Genomic DNA, 19,846 nt, shown 5'->3' on the forward strand with positions numbered 1-19,846 from the left:
ATGCGCGGTGCGGTGTTCCCCTGGCGTGACGGCAACCGTTTCGAACTGTTGATCGACGGCCCGCAGTTCTTTCCGCGCATGCTCGAGCACATCGCTGGAGCTTCAGAACAGATCGAACTGGAGCTGTACCTGGTCGAGGCCGGCGCCTGCGCCGAAGCCATCGTCCAGGCGCTGGTCGCGGCGGCCGAGCGCGGCGTGCGCGTGCGTTGCCTGTTCGATGATTACGGCAGCCTCGCGTTCACGCTGCATCTGCGCCAGCGCCTGACCCAGGCCGGCGTCGAGCTGCGTTTCTACAATCGCCTGAGCTGGCGGCGCTGGGTCGGCAATTTCTATCGCGACCACCGTAAATTGCTGCTGGTCGATCAATGTCTGGCAGTGGTCGGCGGCACCGGCGTGACCGATGAATTCTGGACGCCGGGCCATGATGTCAGCGAGTGGCACGAGGTGATGGTCGAGATCAGCGGCCCATTGGTGATCGATTGGCAATTGCTGTTTGATCGCCAGTGGATCGCCAACCGCTACCGCCGCGCCTGGCGCCCGGCCGCGCATTTCGGCTTGCCGCGCCTGCCGCGTGTGCCGGACAAGGGCGAAGGCATGGGCCGCGTGGCGTATGCCGATGCCCGTCAACATCGCGACATTTTGCAGTCGTTGTTCCGTGCGTTGAACAGCGGGCAAAAACGCATCTGGATGGCCACGCCGTACTTCCTGCCGACCTGGAAAATCCGCCGCTCCCTGCGCAAGGCTGCCGCGCGCGGCGTCGATGTGCGCTTGCTGCTGACCGGGCCGCGCACCGATCACCCGTCAGTGCGCTACGCCGGGCATCGCTACTACCCGCGCCTGCTCAAGGCCGGCGTGCAGATCTTCGAATACCAGCCGTGCTTCCTGCACCTGAAAATGGTTCTGGTCGACGAATGGGTAAGCATTGGTTCGTGCAACTTCGATCACTGGAATCTGCGTTTCAATCTGGAGGCGAATCTGGAAGCGCTGGACCCGGCGTTGACGGCAGCGGTGGAGGCGAGTTTTGTGAAGGACTTCGGCTTGAGTCAGCTGGTGAGTCTGGAGGAGTGGCAGCGCCGACCGTTGTGGCGGCGGGTCAAGCAGCGGGTGTGGGGCTGGGTGGATCGGTTGGTGGTGAATATTCTCGATAGACGCGGATAACCACGATTTTGAATACGCCCTGAATCCAATGTGGGAGCGAGCCTGCTCGCGAAAGCGGTGTGTCATTTGATCGTTCCCACGCTCCGCGTGGGAATGCCTCTAGGGACGCTCCGCGTCCAGTGACGCGGAGCGTCACGGGCTGCATTCCCACGCAGAGCGTGGGAACGATCAGTGCAGGGGGGCGGTGTGCTTGCTGTTACAGCAATTCAAAACTCTGCTGCGTCACCGCCTGCGAATCCAGGCCGATCTGTACGTTGAACTTGCCAGGCTCGGCTGCGTATTTAAGCTGGGCGTTGTAGAACTTCAGGTCTTCCTCGGTGATGGTGAAGTGCACGACCTTCTGTTCGCCGGCCTTGAGCATGATCTTCTGGAAGTTCTTCAGCTCTTTCACCGGGCGGATCATCGAACCGGTGACGTCCTGGATATACAACTGCACCACGGTTTCGCCGTCACGCTTGCCGGTGTTCTTGACCATGACGCTGGCGTCGAGCTTGCCGCTGGCGTTCAGGGTGGTCGATGACAGCGCCATATCGCTCAGGGCGAACGTGGTGTAGCTCAGGCCATAACCGAACGGAAACAGCGGGCCGGTGGTGTCATCGAAATACTGCGAGGTGTAGTTGCCCGGTTTGCCCGGGGTGAACGGCCGGCCGATACTCAGGTGGTTGTAGTAGGTCGGGATCTGGCCCACGGAACGCGGGAAGGTCACCGGCAGTTTGCCCGACGGGTTGTAGTCGCCGAACAGCACGTCGGCGATGGCGTTGCCGCCCTCGGTGCCGCTGAACCAGGTTTCCAGAATCGCATCGGCCGACTGGTTTTCTTCGAGAATCGTCAGCGGACGGCCGTTCATCAACACCAGCACCAACGGCTTGCCGGTGGCTTTCAGCGCACGGATCAATTCGCGCTGGGTTTCCGGGATGTTCAGGTCGGTGCGGCTCGAGGATTCGTGGGACATGCCACGGGACTCGCCCACCGCTGCAACGATCACGTCAGCCGCTTTCGCCGCTTTCACTGCCTCGTCGATCAGCACGTTGGCCGGGCGCGGGTCATCGACCACTTCCGGGGCATCGAAGTTGAGGAAGTTCAGGTAGTCGAGGACCTTCTTGTCGCCCGTGATGTTGGCGCCACGGGCGTAGATCAGGTTGGCCTTGTCGCCGATCACCGAACTCATGCCATCGAACAGCGTGACCGATTGCGCCGGACGTCCGGCGGCGGCCCAGCTGCCCATCATGTCGATCGGGGCTTTCGCCAATGGGCCGACCAGCGCGATTTTCGCGTCTTTCTTCAGCGGCAGGGTTTCGTTCTGGTTCTTCAGCAGCACCAGACTGCGCCGCGCGACTTCGCGGGCCTCGGCGCGGTGCAGGCGACTCTCGGCGTAGGTATCGGCCGGGTCATCCTCGGCCTTGCCGATGCGCAGGTACGGGTCCTTGAACAGGCCCATGTCGTACTTGGCCGCGAGCACTTCGCGCACAGCGTTGTCGATGTCTTTCTGTTCGATTTCGCCGGACTTGAGCAGCCCCGGCAGCTCTTTGCCGTAGAGGGTGTCGTTCATGCTCATGTCGATGCCGGCCTTGATCGCCAGCTTTGCCGCTTCGCGACCGTCGCGAGCGACGCCGTGCTTGATCAGTTCGAAGATCGCGCCGTGATCGCTGACCGCCAGACCTTTGAAGCCCCAGTCCTTGCGCAGCAGGTCGTTCATCAGCCAGGTGTTGGCCGTGGCCGGAATGCCGTTGATCGAGTTCAACGCCACCATCACACCGCCAGCACCGGCATCGATCGCGGCGCGGTAGGGCGGCAGATAATCCTGGTACATCTTCACCGGGCTCATGTCGACGGTGTTGTAGTCGCGGCCGCCCTCGACCGCGCCGTACAGGGCGAAGTGCTTGACGCTGGCCATGATGCTGTCGGCGGCGCTCGGGGTCTCGCCCTGATAGGCCTTGACCATGACTTTGGCGATGCGCGAGGTCAGGTAGGTGTCTTCGCCGAAACCTTCGGAACTGCGGCCCCAGCGTGGATCGCGGGAGATATCCACCATCGGCGCGAAGGTGATGTCGAGGCTGTCAGCGGCGGCCTCTTTAGCCGCAACGCGACCGGACTGGCCGATGGCGTCCATGTCCCAACTCGACGCAAGGGCCAGCGGAATCGGGAAAATCGTACGGTGACCGTGGATCACGTCGTACGCGAAAAACATCGGAATCTTCAGGCGACTGCGCATGGCCGCGTCCTGCATCGGACGGTTTTCCGCGCGGGTGATCGAGTTGAACGTGCCACCGATGTTGCCGCCGGCAATTTCCTTGCGGATCAGTTCGCGGGGCATTTCCGGACCGATGCTGATCAGGCGCAACTGGCCGATCTTCTCGTCGAGGGTCATTTGTTTCATCAGGTTGCTGATGAAAGCGTCCTTGTTTTCCAAAGGTACCGGGGTCGTGGCGGCCAGTACCTGATGACTGGCCAGGCTGACGAACAGACCCAGCAAACACAGCTTCTTCATGAATTTTTTCTCTAGAGCCCAAACGGTGATGCAACACCGGCCAGCCAAAATGTAGGGAGCGACTATTGTTGTTCGGGTGCCGGCGCAAAATCCTGAGCCGGAAAACCGCAGCCGACAGCGGCAACGTGAACGCGAAGGGCACTTTTTAGCCGATTAACCCGTCGCATGCCAGTGGCGGCGCCGATTATGCCCCAACCGCTGGCCGGGAATGCCCAGCGCTCGGTTTTTAAATCAAATGTGTCATGGAGCATCACTGCAATGAATATCAGCTCAACCTCCCGTTCAAGGCTACAGATCGCCACGTTGCTGGTGTTCGCCACGCTGTTGACCGCGTGCGGCATCAACAATATCCCGACGCTCGACGAACAGGCCAAAGCCGCCTGGGGTCAGGTGCAGAACCAGTACCAGCGCCGCGCCGACCTGATCCCCAATCTGGTGGAAACCGTGAAGGGCTACGCGGCCCACGAACAGGAAACCCTGACCGCAGTGATTGAAGCGCGAGCCAAGGCCACCTCGATTCAGGTCGATGCCAGCACCCTCGACAATCCCGAGAAGCTCAAGCAGTTCCAGCAGGCACAGGATCAACTGACCGGCGCATTGAGCCGTTTGATGGTGGTCTCCGAGCGCTACCCGGATCTGAAGGCCAACCAGAACTTCCTCGCCCTGCAATCGCAACTCGAAGGCACGGAAAACCGGATTGCCGTGGCGCGTCGCGATTTCATCCTGGCGGTGCAGAAGTACAACACCGAGATCCGCACCTTCCCCGGTCGCCTGTGGCACAGCGTGATGTACAGCGATCTGCCGATGCGCGAAACCTTCGAAGCCACCACGCCCGGCGCGGAGAAGGCCCCGGAAGTGAAATTCTGATTCGAGGTCGTCCATGCGTGTGTTGAAACTAAGCCTGGTGCTGATGCTCTGGCTGTTCGCCGTCAGCGCCCGGGCCGAACTGACGTTTCCGCCGCTGAGCGGGCGCGTGGTCGATCAGGCGCAGATGCTCGAGCCATCGATTCGCGCCCAACTGAGCCAGCAATTGCAGGCGCACGAGCAGGCCACCGGCGAACAATTGGTGGTGGTCACGTTGCCCGATCTGCAGGGCACCACCATCGAGGATTTCGGCGTTCAGCTCGGTCGGCACTGGGGCATCGGTCAGAAGGACAAGAACAACGGCGCCTTGCTGATCGTCGCGCGTGACGAGCGCAAATTGCGCATCGAAGTCGGCTATGGCCTGGAGGATCGCCTGACCGATGCGCAGTCGTCGGTGATCATTCATCAGGTCATCACGCCGGCGTTCAAGGCCGGCAATTTCAGCAAAGGCATCAGCGACGGCGTTGCGGCGATGCTGGTGGTGCTCGGTGGCAATCCGCTGGACGAACCGTCGACCGTGTACGAATCCAGCGGCGACCCGGCGGATGATTTCATCTCACGGCATCCGGCGCTGTTCATGTTTCTGGTGATGTTGTTCATCCTGACGGTGTTTGTCTGCCAGATGCTCGGTATCCTGCCTGCCGGCCGGGGCGGCTCCGGAGGAGGGGGCGGCTTTGGCGGAGGCGGCGGATTCGGCGGCGGTGGCGGTGGCGGCTTCAGCGGTGGCGGGGGCAGTTTCGGCGGCGGCGGTTCGTCCGGCGGCTGGTGAGATCAAAAGAATAATGAGCAGGCACTTTTCGACATGGCATTACTGACTGAACACGAACAACGCAAAGTCGCCGAGGCCATCGCCCGGGTCGAACGCGACACCGACGCCGAACTGGTCACGGTGCTCGCTGCCCGCGCCGATGACTACGCGTACATCCCGCTGCTGTGGGCCAGTCTGCTGGCGCTGGTGTTGCCGGGCATCGTCCACTACCTCACGGGCTGGCTGACCCTGCGCAGTCTGCTGCTGGTGCAATGGGGCATGTTCATCGTCCTCTGCCTGTTGTTCCGCCTGCCGAAAATCACCACGCATCTGGTCCCGCGCCGCGTGCGCCACTGGCGCGCCTCCAACCTGGCGCGGCGGCAGTTTCTCGAACAGAACCTGCACCACACCGTGGGCAGCACCGGCATGCTGATTTTTGTCTGCGAGGCTGAGCGCTATGTGGAGATTCTGGTGGACGAGGGGATTTCCAAACGGCTGGATAACAGCAACTGGGACGCGATTGTCGCAGCGTTCACCGAACAGGTCCGCCAGGGCCGCACGCTGGAAGGGTTTGTCACTTGCGTGGAGGCGTGTGGCGAGTTGTTGAAGGTGCATGTGCCGGTGACGCAGGTGCGGAACGAGTTGCCGAATCGGTTGGTGGTGTTGGGCTGACGCAGTCGCGCATATTTGGCCTCTGTGGCGAGGGGATTTATCCCCGATCGGCTGCGTAGCAGTCGCAACACCTGCGCGCGTGGTTTGACGGGCCGAACACAGAGGGCCGCTTCGCGCGCCATCGGGGATAAATCCCCTCGCCACAAAGGTCGTTGTCATGGATTTTGCCGTTGGGTAAATAAGAGGGTGTCCCCAACCCCCATCCCCCCTAAAATACCCGCCATTCCCGATTCCGCCCGTCCGAGGCCGTTTGTCCATGTCCGTTTCCGCTGCTTCCGCGCCGTCCGCCAAACCGGCCGCCGATCACCACGCCCAGTTCATCGAGCTGCTGCAAGCCAGCCTCGACGACAGCGGTTTCATCAAACTGGTGCTGGCCAAGTACGTCGGTGAAGAGGCGGATCTGCAACGGGTCATCATCAAACCGGTGACGGTCAAGGCGCAGCCGTGCCTGTCATTCGTTTATCGCTACAAGACCCGCGACATCACCAAAAATCTGCCGCTGAGCGAAGGCGTGGCGCTGATTTCCGGTCTGCTGCCTGCCTCGTTCAAAAATGCTCATTTACTGGCGCTGACCGACGAAGCGCAGCTGGAATACAGCAAAAAGGGCAAGAGTTCGCTGTTCAAAAGCAAACCTCAGCAATTGCGTGAAGCGCCGTCCGCCGAGCACAACCGCGAGAAAAACCGCTTCCTCGAATTGAGCCGTCCGTTCCTCAAGGACCTGGGCGTGACCAATGCGCAACACGAGCTGATCCCGGCGATGTCGCGCAAGTGGAAGCAGATCAACAAGTTCATCGAAGTGTTCAGCCATGCCCTGACCTCGTCGCCGCTGGCGCTGGACAAACCGGTGCGGGTCGCCGATTTCGGTTCGGGCAAGGGCTACCTGACGTTCGCCATTCACGACTACCTGCGCAACACGCTCAAGGCCGAGGGCGAAGTCACTGGCGTCGAGCTGCGCGAAGAAATGGTCAGCCTGTGCAACGCCGCAGCGGCCAAGCTCGAGCATCCGGGGCTGGTGTTCAAATGCGGTGACGTGCGCACGGTGGCGCCGAGCGAGCTGGACGTGATGATCGCCCTGCATGCCTGCGACATCGCCACCGACTACGCGATTCACACCGGCATCCGCTCGGGTGCGTCGATCATCATGTGCTCGCCGTGCTGCCACAAACAGATCCGCCTGCAGATCCAGAGCCCGGCGCTGCTCAAGCCGATGCTGCAATACGGCTTGCACCTCGGCCAGCAGGCGGAAATGGTCACCGACAGCTTGCGTGCACTGTTCCTCGAAGCCTGTGGTTACGAGACCAAAGTCTTCGAATTCATTTCGCTGGAACATACCAACAAGAACAAGATGATTCTCGCGGTGAAACGCGCCGAGCCGGTCGATTCGACGCAACTGTTGGCGAAGATCGCAGAGCTGAAAGCGTTCTATCACATCAGCGAACACTGCCTGGAAACCCTGCTGCGCGCTGACGGTTTTCTCGCCTGATAGCCTGAAATACACCCCTGTAGGAGCCGCCGAAGGCTGCGATCTTTTGATCCTGGTTATTTAAATGCAAGATCAAAAGATCGCAGCCTTCGGCAGCTCCTACATTTATCGCGATCGAGCGTAGTAAGCCTGGAATTACCGCAACCCTTGGATACGGTCTACCTTGAATACTCCCCAGACCTTTCCCCGAGGAGTTTTCCCATGGCCGCGAAAAAGATCCTGATGCTGGTCGGCGATTACGTCGAAGACTACGAAGTGATGGTGCCGTTCCAGGCCCTGCAGATGGTCGGCCACACGGTGCACGCCGTGTGCCCGGACAAGTCCGCCGGCAGCACCGTGCGCACGGCGATTCATGATTTTGAAGGTGATCAGACCTACAGCGAAAAACCCGGTCACCTGTTCGCGCTCAATTTCGACTTCGCCAAGGCCCGCGAAACTGATTACGACGCGCTGCTGATTCCCGGCGGTCGCGCTCCGGAGTACCTGCGGCTGAACGACAAAGTCCTCGAACTGGTGCGCGCCTTCGATACCGCCGGCAAGCCCATTGCCGCGGTCTGCCATGGCGCGCAACTGCTCGCGGCGGCGGGTGTGCTCGAGGGGCGTGAGTGCAGCGCGTATCCGGCCTGCGCCCCGGAAGTGCGTCTGGCCGGTGGCACCTATATCGACATTCCGGTGACCGACGGCCATGTTCAGGGAAATTTCGCCACCGCTCCGGCGTGGCCGGCGCATCCGCAATGGCTGGCCGGTTTCCTCGGTCTGCTCGGTACGAAAATCACCTTGTAGTCGAGGCAAGCGACAGATCGCAGGTGCTGGTCTTTACTCTGAAGCGCGAGATCTCTCAATCGCCCCCAGGAGAAACAGACATGTCCGGATGGTACGAAGTGAGCAAAAGCAGCAACGGCCAATTCAGGTTCGTGTTGAAAGCGGCGAACGCCGAAACGATTCTGACCAGCGAACTCTACAGCACCCGCGCCGGCGCCGACGGCGGGATTGCCTCGGTGCAGGCCAACAGCCCGCTGGACGAACGTTACGAGAAAAAATCGACGAAGGACGGCCACCCGTACTTCAACCTGAAGGCGGCCAATCACCAGATCATCGGCAGCAGCGAGTCGTATTCATCGGATGGCGCGTGTGACAAGGGCATTGCCAGCGTGAAGGCCAACGGCCCGACCAAAGTGATTAAGGACAAGACCCTGCCTGTCCTCTGAGCTCAGGACATGAGCCTTTGAAATCAAAAGATCGCAGCCTTCGGCAACTCCTACACCTGGAATGCATTTCCATGTAGGAGCTGCCGAAGGCTGCGATCTTTTGATCTTGCTTCATACCTCAACCGGTACCGACAATTTCGGATCGCCCAACGCATGGCTCTTGGCATCAAAGAACCGCAACTCAACCCCGGTACCTTCAAACACCTTGGCGTAGTGACGTTTCTGATGCTGAATGAACGCGGCACTGCGCGGATAAATCGAGACCGCCACGCACTTCGGTCGGGCCAGGCGCAACGCCCGCACCAGATGCGCATCCTGCTCGCCCAGCGCGTGGCCGAAGATGCACAGGCTGTCGCCATGGGCCAGTAACTGCTCGTAGCAGAACGACAGATAATCCGAGCTGCGAATGGTCTTGAGCTTGTCTGCGCTCGGCCCTTCGGTGACGAACAGCGGCACGTCGTCCAGGGTCTTGATCGTATTGTTGATGGCGAAGCTGCCGAGCAGGGTGCCCTCGGTCGAGGTCAGTTTGCGTGCGGTGCCGTCCTGATTGCGCACCAGATGCAGACCACCGTGCAGGTACAGCAGACGCGGTTTGTCGGTGGCGCTCTGGCTCAGATCGAAACTTGCGTCCGCGCCGTTGAACAGGTCGTCAATGGCCTTGCCCGGGTGTTGCAGTGCCCAGTAATTGAGCAGGTCGTAGTTGGTGGTGAACACCGTGCGATAGCGCGCCAGTTCTGCATTGAGCACTGTCAGTGTCGAAGGCTGCACCAGCCGCCACGGGATGTGCACCGCGTGCACGGTGTTGATCAGCGCTTCCTTGATTGCGTAATAGCGATTGCGCGGCGCCGCCGAGCTGACCGCCAGGGCCTTGTTGACCCGGCTGGTGGTTTTCAGGGCGCCCAGCACTTGCTCGAAGCTGCGGGTTTGCAGCGCGTCGAACACCGCCAGTTCCGATGGGCTTAGCGGTTTCTCTTCGACCGTACGGGCGTTTTCGAACAGCGAGTCGTAGCCGAAGTCATCCCACACCGCGCGGCTGGCGCCATTGCCCACCAGCAAACCCTGGAAATCGTTCGCGGCGCGCAAGGCATTCCAGTCTTCGAGGGTGGCGTCGACATTGAGAAAATCGGTCATTGCGTGGGCGGTCTCAAAACAAAGGGCAGATGGACGGCGACTTTATCACGAGCGGACATTGAGCCAGATCAACATTGCTTGTGACCGATCGGTCGATCCTGTGTGCACCCGCCGAATCGAGGCAGTCGATCCGGCTTCAGTCAGGAGACACACGATGAGCAGCACCTTCTTCATTCCGGCGGTCAACATCATGGGCAGCGGCTGCCTCGACGAAGCCATGGTCGCGATTCGCAATTATGGTTTTCGCAAGGCGCTGATTGTCACCGACGCCGGGCTGGCCAAGGCGGGCGTGGCCGCAATGATCGCCGAGAAACTGGCGATGCAGGACATCGATTCGGTGATCTTCGATGGCGCCAGACCGAACCCGACCACGGCCAATGTCGAATCCGGTCTGGGACTGCTGAAGGAAAGCAAATGCGATTTCGTCGTGTCGCTGGGTGGCGGCTCGCCACACGATTGCGCCAAGGGCATCGCGCTCTGCGCAACCAATGGCGGGCAGATCGGCGACTACGAAGGCGTCGACCGCTCGAGCAAGCCGCAATTGCCGCTGATCGCCATCAATACCACCGCCGGCACTGCCAGCGAAATGACCCGCTTCTGCATCATCACCGACGAATCGCGCCACGTGAAAATGGCCATCGTCGACCGCAACGTCACGCCACTGCTGTCGGTCAACGACCCGGAGTTGATGGTCGCGATGCCCAAAGGCCTTACCGCCGCCACCGGCATGGACGCGCTGACCCACGCCATCGAAGCCTACGTCTCGACCGCCGCCAACCCGATCACCGACGCCTGCGCTTTGAAGGCCATGAGCCTGATCAGCAGCAACCTGCGTCTGGCCGTGCGCGACGGCAGCGACCTGGCGGCGCGGGAGAACATGGCTTACGCGCAGTTCCTCGCCGGCATGGCGTTCAACAACGCCTCGCTCGGATTTGTCCACGCCATGGCGCATCAGCTCGGCGGCTACTACGACTTGCCCCACGGCGTCTGCAATGCCGTGCTGTTGCCGCATGTGCAGAGTTTCAATGCGCTGGTCTGTGCTGACCGACTCAGGGATGTCGCCCACGCCATGGGCGCGGATATTCGTGGTTTCAGCGCGGAGGAGGGCGCACAGGCGGCGATCAATGCCATTCGCAACCTTGCCAAGGACGTCGAGATTCCCGGCGGACTGCGTGAGCTGGGCGCGAAACTCAGCGATATCCCGGTGCTCGCCACCAACGCCTTGAAGGACGCCTGTGGACTGACCAATCCACGGGCGGCGGATCAGCGCCAGATCGAGGAAATTTTCCGCAATGCGTTTTGAATGAAGGCGCGCAGGCGAGCGAAGTCGGACAAGCTTTCGCTTGCTTCTGCGACCACGGCAAATGTCCGCACACGGCCCCAATCTGAAACCTTGCCGGCGATGTTGTGGACGGCGGAGATACGGTACTGCCCGACCGCCAGGGAGGGTGCTGCCGGGGTTTGCCATTTCCGGTCGCTTTCGACCGCTGCTCTGGCAATCTCCAGGCCAGTGTCCAGATCGAAAATACTGACGAAACCCTCGGCTCGCATGACATCTCCCGAAAAGATCAGAGGCGTATCGACCTGCGCGCCCTCAATCGGTTCGACAACGACCGGGACGTCGATCTCGGGCCGCAGTCGCACCTCATATCCGCGCTCTTCGCTCCATTCGGACGTGATGCCTGCATAGGTCTGGTGGGCGTGAATCCTCTGCTGACCCTGGGCCTGAACGCCGGTGATGCTGAACGCCCATCGTCCATTTGCGCTGACCAGCCCTTCGCCAAGCGAATGGGTGTTTTCAATGTTCCAGACCTGCACAAGAGCATTGGGTATGCCGCTACCGAGCAACAATGTCGCAGGTCCCGTCGTGCTGGCCTCTTTGGGATAGGTGATGGTCGGGGCCGGTTGTGAAGTTTGCTCGTCGCGAGTGCTCATCATGCTTCTCGTCCATGGCTGATTTGAACGCTGAGGTTGGCATGACGTGCCTGAATTCGAACCTGTAAGAACTACCAGTCATTCAGTCTTTTTTACACAGTAGGTAATTTCTTTTTCTTCTAAAAAACTGTCATTTCTGTCAGTTGTCCGGCGTGGCGGCCTGGGGTCGAATGCTCGCTACGAGGGGATCGACGTCGATCTCTTGAGGAGCATACGAACATGTCGGAATCTATCGCGCCATTGTCCCCAAACGTGCAGTCAGCCGGGGAGCTGGATGCGCTCTTTGGTCTGCGAACGCTGAAATTTCCCGGAGCGGGCAAGACCATTGCCAAAGGCGTGGCGATCACGCCTTCGAAGCAGATCATGGTCAGCGCTACCGTTGAGCAATCGGGCCATTCGTACTACGGCCTTGCGCGCCTGGATGCCGATGGCAATCCGGATCCGGATTTCGGCACCGGCGGATATCTCAGCGGCCAGTTCGGCACAGGCTCGCTCACGCAAGGCGGGCCATTGATTGTTGATGCGCTGGGACGGATCTGGATGTGCGGTGTGATTGGCGTCGTCAAAGACCAGACTCTTGAATACCAGCAAGTCATCGCCCGGTTTCTGCCCGACGGCTCGCCGGACATCGAGTTCGGCGGCGACAGGAATGGCTACCGGATTGTGCCCATGCGGATTCCGTCACTCTTTGGGGCCACGCATGGGCAACTGCTGCTGGCCAAATCCGATCCGCAGCTTGCGCAGCCGGACAGGCTGCTGTTCGTGACCGCGCAAAAGGGCAGTGGCCTGTTGACGCGGGTCAATCTCGATGGCTCGGACGATTTATCGTTCGCCAGCAACGGTTGGCTGCCCCTGTTGCTGCCAGGGGTGGCCATTTCACTGTCCGGGATCATCCAGCTCGACGATGGGCTGATTCTGCTGCATGGCAAAACGGAAGTAACCAATCAGGGACTGGTCATGGCGTTCGACCATAACGGGAAAGTTGCACAAGCGTTCGGCGACAAGGGTGTACTGCTGTTGAACATTCAGCGTGATGGCCAGCCGCTCGAAAGCAGCGTGACGGACATCGCGGTGCAAACGGCGCAGCGCCTGCTTCTGCTCGGTTCGGCGGTCGAGTCAACGCAAGGCACGAAACTGCAACACGGGTTCATCAGTGGCATTACCTACGCCGGCCAAATGGATGACGCGTTCAACAATCCTGTCCTCACGCCGACGGCGCAGGAGCGGGATCTGAGAGGTTGGCAAGCAGGGTTTGCGCTGGATGACATCGCCGGTAAACGGATTGTGGCGGTCGGACAGACCTCGGGCAGCGCACGAGGCTTGTTGACGGCAGGCTTTCTGGTCGATGGCGCAGTGGATGATTCGTTTGATGTCGAGGGCGCGAGAGACGTTTCATGGTCAGCCATTGATGCCTGCTTGCAAGGCTCTTCAATTCTGGTGTTGGGACGCAAGGACGATGGTGCGCAATTGGTCCGCTTGCTGACCGCGCCTGTCACAAAACAGCGCGCCAGCATGAGCAACTGAGCAGTCAGCGGTAAAACCGGGCTATCCTGCCGGCTCGGATGAACCCTGCCTTCGAGCCCACCATGCTGCAAAAAAGCCTGATCCGCCGTCTCGACCTGATCACTCTGCAACTGTTCGTCGCCGTCCACGAGGAAGGTACGTTGACCCGTGCGGCTGCGCGCGAAGCCATCGCGGTGTCGGCGGCGAGCAAGCGCCTGATGGATTTGGAGGAGGCGCTGGGCATCGCTTTGTTCGTGCGCCAAGCCAAAGGCATGATCCTCACGCCGGCCGGTGAGACCCTGCTGCACCATGCGCGGCAGATGCTCTTCAACGTGGAAAAGATGGGCCTGGAACTGGGCGAGCACAGCCACGGTGTGCGGGGTTACGTGCGCATGCTGGCCAATCTTTCGGCGATCATTCAGTTCCTGCCCGAAGACTTGCGCGACTTCTCCGCGCGGCAGCCGCAGGTCAAGACCGACCTTGAAGAACGCCCCAGCGCCGGGGTGATTCAGGGCGTGCTCGATGGCGTCGCCGACCTCGGCATCTGCTCCGACGACAGCGACACCAAAGGCCTGCACAGCGTGTTGTACCGCCAGGACAAACTGGTGGTGGTGATGCTCCCGGAGCATCCGTTGGCTACGCGCGCATCGGTGACTTTCGATGAAACTCTCGACAGCGATTACGTCGGCTTGCACGCAGCCAGTTCGATCAACATGCGTACCCATGCGGCGGCGCGGCAGGCCGGCAAAGTCCTGCGCATCCGCATTCATGTGCCGGGATTCGATGCGGTGTGCCGGATGGTCCAGGCGAACATGGGCATCGGCATTCTGCCGCAGCGAGCCTATGAGTTGTTTGGTCAGGCACTGGGCTTGCGTGCGGTGCCGCTGACCGATGCCTGGGCGGATCGCGCGCTGATTGTGGTGGTGCGCGATGAGGCAGGGTTGTCGCCGGTGAGCCGGATGTTGTTTGAGCATTTGCGCGGGCGGTAGATCTTCATTGCGGCTGATGGCCTCTTCGCGAGCAGGCTCGCTCCCACATTGAACTTGTGTGAACACAGAATCTGAAACCACTACAGATCCTTGTGGGAGCGAGCCTGCTCGCGAAGGCGGCCCTGAATTCACCACGCAATCACAGAGGAGCATTCGCATTTCGCGAACGCCCATTGCCGAGAGACGGCTGGATTCGCTGACGATCGTTCCTCTAGCCTTGGCGACATATTCCAAGAACAAGAGGTACCCGCGATGACTGCCCCTTTGAGTGCAATCAAAGTGATCGAGATCGGCACCCTGATCGCCGCGCCGTTTGCCGCGCGCATGCTTGCCGAGTTCGGCGCCGAGGTGATCAAGATCGAAGCCATGGGTCAGGGCGACCCGCTGCGCAAATGGCGCAAGCTGCACGAAGGCACATCGCTGTGGTGGTACCTGCAATCGCGCAACAAGAAATCCCTGGCGCTCAATCTCAAATCCGCTGAAGGCATCGAACTGGTCAAGCAACTGGCCGGCGACGCCGACGTGATCATTGAAAACCTGCGCCCCGGTGCGCTGGAAAAACTCGGTCTGGGTTGGGACGTGCTACATGCGCTGAATCCGAACCTGACCCTGGTGCGTATCTCCGGCTACGGCCAGACCGGTCCTTACCGTGACCGGCCCGGTTTCGGTGCGATTGGCGAGGCCATGGGCGGCATCCGCTACACCACCGGCAATCCCGATTCGCCACCGGCGCGGGTCGGCGTCAGCCTCGGCGATTCGCTGGCCTCGCTGCACGCGGTGATCGGCGCGCTGATGTCGCTGTTGCGGGTCAAGACCGGGCAGGGCGGTGGACAGATCGTCGATGTGTCGCTGGCCGAAAGCGTGTTCAACGTCATGGAAAGTCTGGTGCCGGAATACGACATGCTCGGCCATGTCCGCGAGCGCAGCGGCGGCGCCTTGCCGGGCATCGCGCCCTCCAATACTTACCTCACGTCCGACGGCGCTTATGTGGTGATTGCCGGCAACAGCGACCCGATCTACAAGCGCCTGATGCACACTATCGGCCGCGCTGATCTAGCCGAGGCAGAAGAATTCGCCCACAACGACGGCCGCGCGGCGCAGAGCGGTTTGCTCGATGCGGCCATCACACACTGGACCAGCAGCCTGCCGATCGACGAGGTACTGGCTGCTCTCGAAGCTGCCGAAGTGCCGGCCGGGCGCATCTATTCGGTGGCTGATATCGTCGCCGATCCGCACTATCAGGCGCGGGACATGCTGCTCGATGCCGAGTTGCCCGGTGGCGCAACGGTGAAGATGCCCGGCATTGTCCCCAAACTCTCGGAGACCCCCGGCGGAGTGAACTGGTCCGGGCCGAAACTGGGCCAGCACACCGACGCTATTCTCACCAATCTTGGCCTGACTGAACTCGACATCGAACGCCTGAAAAACCAAGGGGTGGTGCAATGATCACTGACTATTCGCAAACCCTGATCGTCCAGGAAGTCTCACCCCGCGACGGTTTGCAGATCGAGCCGACGTGGGTGGAAACCGCTGACAAGATCGCCCTGATCAATCAATTGTCACAGGCCGGATTCAGCCGCATCGAGGCCGGCTCGTTCGTCTCGCCCAAAGCCATTCCGGCCCTGCGTGACGGCGAGCAAGTGTTCAACGGCATTCAGCGCCAGCCGGGTGTTATTTACGTGGCGTTGATCCCCAACCTCAAAGGCGCGCAACGTGCATTGGCAGCGAATGCCGATGAGTTGAATCTGGTGATGTCCGCCAGCCAGACCCACAACCTGGCCAATATGCGCATGCGTTGCGAAGAGTCGCTGGCGGCATTCGCTGACATTGTTGCGTTTGTCAGCGGCTCAGGTGTGCGCCTCAACGGCAGCATCGCCACCACGTTCGGTTGTCCGTTCGAAGGCCGGATCGATGAGGATCGCGTACTGCAGATCGTCGACGCTTATCAAGAGCTCGGCATTCAGGGCATCAGCCTCGCCGATACCACCGGCATGGCCAATCCGCGTCAGGTCGATCGCTTGGTGCGGCGCGTTTTGCAGCGGGTTTCGCCGGCCGATCTGACCCTGCATTTCCACAACACCCGCGGCCTCGGCCTGTGCAATGTGCTGGCCGCTTACGAGGCCGGCGCGCGGCGCTTCGATGCGGCGCTGGGTGGCCTCGGTGGCTGTCCGTTTGCGCCGGGGGCGTCGGGCAATATCTGCACCGAAGACCTGGTGAACCTGTGCGCTGAAGTCGGCATTCCCACGGGGATCGATTTGCCGCTGCTGCTGAAGCTTTCGCGCGGCTTGCCGGCGCTGTTGGGCCACGATGTCCCCGGCCAACTGGCCAAGGCCGGGCGCAACTGCGATCTGCATCCGATGCCCACCTGAGAAACACCAGTACCCCTGTGGGAGCGGGCTTGCCCGCGATGACGGCAGCAAATTCAACGAAAGCGTTAGCTGAACTGACGCCATCGCTGGCAAGCCAGCTCCCACACAAAAGCGCTCCACAGGGAGCGTCATCACCAGACAACAAAAACAATCGGACGCCCATCGGCAGTCCGCCTGGAGAAAATCTATGAGCCTCAATGTAATGGAGGCGGGCGTGAATCCGTCCGTCGATCACGACGCCGAAAAAGCCCTGGTCAGCAAAGTTGCCTGGCGCCTGATGCCGCTGATCATGGTCTGCTACCTGTTCGCCTTTTTCGACCGCATCAACATCAGCTTCGCCAAATTCCAGTTGCAGACCGACCTGAGTCTGAGCGACACCGCGTATGGCTTGGGCGCCGGGCTGTTCGTGGTCGGTTACGTGCTGTTCGAAGTGCCGAGCAACATGATGCTGTACAAGGTCGGCGCGCGGCGCTGGATCGCGCGGATCATGATGTCGTGGGGCGTGGCGACGGCGGCGATGGTCTTCGTCAACAGCGAATGGCAGTTCTATGCGCTGCGCTTCGTCATCGGTGCGATGGAAGCCGGGTTTGCTCCGGGCGTGCTGTATTACCTGACGCTGTGGTTTCCGCAGCACTTCCGTGGCCGCATCACCTCGATGCTGTTTCTCGCCTCGGCGTTTGCCGGGCTGGTCGGCGCACCGTTCTCAGGGCTGGTGTTGCAACACCTCGATGGCGTATTGCAGATGCGCGGCTGGCATTGGTTGTTCCTGCTCGGAGGCGTGCCGTGCATCGCGCTGGGTTTTCTGGTGCTGACGCAGCTGAAGGACCGCATCGAGGATGCGCACTGGCTGACGGCTGACGAGAAGAAATTGCTCTCCAGTCGCATCGCTCATCACGAACCACACAAGAGCGGCGGCTCATTGCTCGCGGCGCTGAAAATTCCCGGGTTCCTGACGTTGGGTTTGATCTACTTCCTGATCCAGGTCGCGTCCTACGGTTTGAATTTCTGGGCACCGCAATTGATCCGCAGCGCCGGCACCGAAAGCCCGGTGATGATCGGCCTGCTGACCGCCATTCCGTACATCTGCGGGGCGATCAGCATGGTGGTGATCGGACGCTTGTCCGACGCCACCGGTGAACGGCGCAAGTTTGTCGCCGGGCTGGTGATCGTCGGCGCGATCGGCTTCTTCAGCGCGGGAATCTTCGCCAGCCACACGACCTTCCTGATCGTCGCGCTCGGCCTGCTCGGCGCGGGCATCATCGCTTCGATTCCGAGCTTCTGGACCCTGCCACCGAAACTGCTGGCGGGCGCAGGTGCCGGCGCGGCGGGCGGGATCGCAGTGATCAATACCCTGGGGCAGTTCGGCGGGATCGTCAGCCCGGTCATGGTCGGACGCATCAAGGACCTCACCGGCAGCACCACCCCGGCGCTGTACGTCATCGGCGTCGCCGCGCTGATTGCGGCCGCTTTGCTGCTGTGGGGCTTGCCGCAGAAGTTGCGTACGCTGGACAAGTATTGAGATTGGCGGCGTCGGCGATGACACCTTCGCGAGCAGGCTCGCTCCCACATTTGCAATGCGGATTTCCTGTGGGAGCGAGCCTGGTCGCGAATTGCGACTTCAGACACATGAGAGGATTCGCTGGCCAGATCTGTTGAGTCCTCCGATGCAGAAAGGGATAGTGCGCGCCTGGAAATATCTTCAAGGAGCAGGAAGTGACAATGAAGTCCACGTGGATCAGCGCTGCGGCGCTCTGCGGGTGGTTGATGGCTGGGCAGGCGTGGGCAGATTGCACGCCGCCTGCGCTCAGTGGGGAAGCGGACTTTTCTTTGTGCAAGAACTGGCCGGCTTATCCGCAGCTGACGATTATCGCTCTATCGACGTTCGTGCCCGATCCGGTATATGGCCATGACGGCAGCGTGGGCTCGTACGATCTGGATCTGGCTATCATCACGGCCGGCAGCCCCAAACCGCTGGCAACCTATCATCAGCGGTCGGCGTTTCTCTCCGATGCCATCGCGCTGGAGAGTCTGGAACTCGACACGGCGCGCTATAAACTCACGCCCGACCTTCGTGCATTCGGCGTCCGCGCTCATTTCAAAGGCTCGTCGCGCGTCAATCCGCTGGATGAAACCCTGCTGTCGCTCTACGTGAAAGAGGGCGACAAACTGCGCCCGGTGCTGGATCGCTTGGTCGTCTACAGCTTCAGTGGCGAGTGGGATGGCAATTGCACCGGAGAGCGCTCGGAGACGGTGCGTACGCTTGAGATGGGCAAAACCAGTTCCCTTGGTTACGCCGATATCATTGTCCGCTCAGTCACCACGGGTCTGGTCGGCGAGGGTTCACCCGACACCTGCGAGTCGAAGACCACTCACGAAAAGCCGGTGCTGACCACGTTGCGCTATGACGGACAGCAATATTTCGTTCCCGAAAATCTGAGAGGCTATTGAAGGCGCGTCGTTCTACTTCCTCGATCCCGACGGGCACAAGCTGGAAGTCCACGTCGGCGATTTGCAATCACGGCTGGCTACGTGTCGGCAGAAACCGTACCCCGGCATGCGTTTCTGCGACGAACCCTGATCCGCTTCAATCGCGGTGATATAGACTCTGCGTCACGTGTTCTGGCGCTTGCAGGTTTCTCATGACTCCATCATTGCTGTTGGCCGTTCTGGCTTCGGGTTTCATCTACGGGATCACGCCCGGGCCGGGCGTGCTGGCGGTGTTCGGGATTGGCGCGGCCCATGGCCGGCGCGCCGGGGCGGGTTTTCTCTGCGGGCATCTGCTCGGCGATGTGATCTGGTGCAGCACCGCGCTGGTGGCGATTGTCGGTGCGCGGGAAATCGGCAGCACCGCGTTCGATGTGCTCGGCGTGCTCAGCGCGTTGTACCTGTTCTGGCTCGGCTGGCGTGCGGTGCGTGCCCAACGCCGCAATGGCGACGAGGCGCAAGGGGCGGCGCGGCAGCCGTTCTGGCACGGCATCGTCTTCGGCCTGACCAATCCCAAGGCCTATCCGGTGGCGGTGGCGACCTTTACGGCGCTGTTGTCGAGCCGCGCCGAACTGCTCAACTGGTCGATGCTACCTGCACTGATCGCCCTGAGTTTCATCGGCGGCGCACTGGCTTACGCTATCCTCATCGGCGTGGTCGGCGCACAGCGAGTGCGCATGGTGTATCAGCGGCATGAGCTGCTCATCACGCGTTTATGCGGCGTGATGTTTATCGGCTTCGCCATCAACGCGTTGATGCACGCGCTGCCGGGGCTGCTGCCGAACAAGACTTGATGGAATGGGCAGGGACGCGC

18 protein-coding genes and 1 pseudogene are annotated in these 19,846 nt (G+C 61.0%); 16 read left to right on the forward strand and 3 right to left on the reverse strand.

Features of this window, described 5'->3' with window-relative positions; all coding sequences use genetic code 11:
* A complete protein-coding gene (locus AB4N73_RS01495) occupies nucleotides 1-1,158 on the forward strand; it encodes a phospholipase D-like domain-containing protein (RefSeq protein ID WP_150636462.1) in 1,158 nt (385 codons plus the stop codon).
* 196 nt (nucleotides 1,159-1,354) lie between these two features.
* Here the strand turns inward: AB4N73_RS01495 and bglX are convergent, their stop codons facing one another.
* On the reverse strand, nucleotides 1,355-3,646 hold the full coding sequence (gene bglX, locus AB4N73_RS01500) for a beta-glucosidase BglX (protein ID WP_150636464.1): 2,292 nt from the start codon (nucleotides 3,644-3,646) through the stop codon (nucleotides 1,355-1,357).
* Between the two features lie 258 nt (nucleotides 3,647-3,904).
* On the opposite strand from bglX, the gene AB4N73_RS01505 reads away from it, so the two are divergent.
* The 6 genes from AB4N73_RS01505 (at nucleotide 3,905) to AB4N73_RS01530 (ending at nucleotide 8,621) form a co-directional block, all read left to right on the forward strand.
* Nucleotides 3,905-4,513 carry a LemA family protein gene (locus AB4N73_RS01505; RefSeq protein WP_024011957.1) on the forward strand — a complete coding sequence of 203 codons (609 nt, stop codon included), beginning with the start codon at nucleotides 3,905-3,907 and terminating at the stop codon, nucleotides 4,511-4,513.
* Nucleotides 4,514-4,526: 13 nt separating this feature from the next.
* On the forward strand, nucleotides 4,527-5,279 hold the full coding sequence (locus tag AB4N73_RS01510; protein WP_039762691.1) for a TPM domain-containing protein: 753 nt from the start codon (nucleotides 4,527-4,529) through the stop codon (nucleotides 5,277-5,279).
* Between the two features lie 33 nt (nucleotides 5,280-5,312).
* Nucleotides 5,313-5,930, forward strand: coding sequence for a TPM domain-containing protein (locus AB4N73_RS01515; RefSeq protein ID WP_016771315.1), 618 nt, complete (start codon nucleotides 5,313-5,315; stop codon nucleotides 5,928-5,930).
* Between the two features lie 256 nt (nucleotides 5,931-6,186).
* On the forward strand, nucleotides 6,187-7,413 hold the full coding sequence (locus AB4N73_RS01520; protein WP_460142852.1) for a class I SAM-dependent methyltransferase: 1,227 nt from the start codon (nucleotides 6,187-6,189) through the stop codon (nucleotides 7,411-7,413).
* A 201-nt stretch (nucleotides 7,414-7,614) separates the two neighbouring features.
* Nucleotides 7,615-8,196, forward strand: a complete 582-nt coding sequence (locus AB4N73_RS01525) for a DJ-1/PfpI family protein (protein ID WP_460142853.1) — start codon at nucleotides 7,615-7,617, stop codon at nucleotides 8,194-8,196.
* A gap of 80 nt (nucleotides 8,197-8,276) precedes the next feature.
* Complete coding sequence (locus AB4N73_RS01530) at nucleotides 8,277-8,621, forward strand: YegP family protein (RefSeq protein ID WP_315434925.1); 345 nt, start codon at nucleotides 8,277-8,279, stop codon at nucleotides 8,619-8,621.
* Between the two features lie 111 nt (nucleotides 8,622-8,732).
* Here the strand turns inward: AB4N73_RS01530 and AB4N73_RS01535 are convergent, their stop codons facing one another.
* Nucleotides 8,733-9,752: a DUF4917 family protein gene (locus AB4N73_RS01535; protein ID WP_460142854.1), complete on the reverse strand. Its 1,020-nt coding sequence runs from the start codon at nucleotides 9,750-9,752 to the stop codon at nucleotides 8,733-8,735.
* Nucleotides 9,753-9,906: 154 nt separating this feature from the next.
* Here AB4N73_RS01535 and yiaY point away from each other — a divergent pair, with 154 nt between their 5' ends.
* Nucleotides 9,907-11,055, forward strand: a complete 1,149-nt coding sequence (gene yiaY, locus AB4N73_RS01540) for an L-threonine dehydrogenase (RefSeq protein WP_073475809.1) — start codon at nucleotides 9,907-9,909, stop codon at nucleotides 11,053-11,055.
* Here yiaY and AB4N73_RS01545 read toward each other — a convergent pair.
* Nucleotides 11,016-11,687: a hypothetical protein gene (locus AB4N73_RS01545; protein ID WP_315434927.1), complete on the reverse strand. Its 672-nt coding sequence runs from the start codon at nucleotides 11,685-11,687 to the stop codon at nucleotides 11,016-11,018. The two genes, yiaY and AB4N73_RS01545, sit on opposite strands and share 40 nt — an antisense overlap.
* Before the next feature lie 363 nt (nucleotides 11,688-12,050).
* On the opposite strand from AB4N73_RS01545, the gene AB4N73_RS01550 reads away from it, so the two are divergent.
* The 8 genes and pseudogenes from AB4N73_RS01550 (at nucleotide 12,051) to AB4N73_RS01585 (ending at nucleotide 19,826) form a co-directional block, all read left to right on the forward strand.
* Nucleotides 12,051-13,211: a hypothetical protein gene (locus AB4N73_RS01550; protein WP_315434928.1), complete on the forward strand. Its 1,161-nt coding sequence runs from the start codon at nucleotides 12,051-12,053 to the stop codon at nucleotides 13,209-13,211.
* Nucleotides 13,212-13,273: 62 nt separating this feature from the next.
* Nucleotides 13,274-14,179 carry a LysR family transcriptional regulator gene (locus AB4N73_RS01555; protein ID WP_056783458.1) on the forward strand — a complete coding sequence of 302 codons (906 nt, stop codon included), beginning with the start codon at nucleotides 13,274-13,276 and terminating at the stop codon, nucleotides 14,177-14,179.
* A 252-nt stretch (nucleotides 14,180-14,431) separates the two neighbouring features.
* Nucleotides 14,432-15,625 carry a CaiB/BaiF CoA transferase family protein gene (locus AB4N73_RS01560; RefSeq protein ID WP_150636481.1) on the forward strand — a complete coding sequence of 398 codons (1,194 nt, stop codon included), beginning with the start codon at nucleotides 14,432-14,434 and terminating at the stop codon, nucleotides 15,623-15,625.
* Nucleotides 15,622-16,548 carry a hydroxymethylglutaryl-CoA lyase gene (locus tag AB4N73_RS01565; protein ID WP_056783466.1) on the forward strand — a complete coding sequence of 309 codons (927 nt, stop codon included), beginning with the start codon at nucleotides 15,622-15,624 and terminating at the stop codon, nucleotides 16,546-16,548. The genes AB4N73_RS01560 and AB4N73_RS01565 overlap by 4 nt, the downstream gene beginning before the upstream one ends.
* Nucleotides 16,549-16,735: 187 nt before the next feature.
* Complete coding sequence (locus tag AB4N73_RS01570; RefSeq protein WP_016771305.1) at nucleotides 16,736-18,067, forward strand: MFS transporter; 1,332 nt, start codon at nucleotides 16,736-16,738, stop codon at nucleotides 18,065-18,067.
* A gap of 194 nt (nucleotides 18,068-18,261) precedes the next feature.
* Entirely contained in the window at nucleotides 18,262-18,996 is a 735-nt protein-coding gene (locus tag AB4N73_RS01575) for a PA3715 family protein (protein WP_460142855.1), read from the forward strand.
* Nucleotides 18,995-19,126, forward strand: a pseudogene (locus AB4N73_RS01580) (glutathione transferase); the annotation flags it as partial. The gene AB4N73_RS01575 and the pseudogene AB4N73_RS01580, both read left to right, overlap by 2 nt.
* Nucleotides 19,127-19,187: 61 nt before the next feature.
* Nucleotides 19,188-19,826, forward strand: coding sequence for a LysE family translocator (locus tag AB4N73_RS01585; RefSeq protein WP_041478891.1), 639 nt, complete (start codon nucleotides 19,188-19,190; stop codon nucleotides 19,824-19,826).
* Nucleotides 19,827-19,846 lie beyond the last annotated feature (20 nt).

Source organism: Pseudomonas sp. S3_B08 (assembly GCF_054667725.1).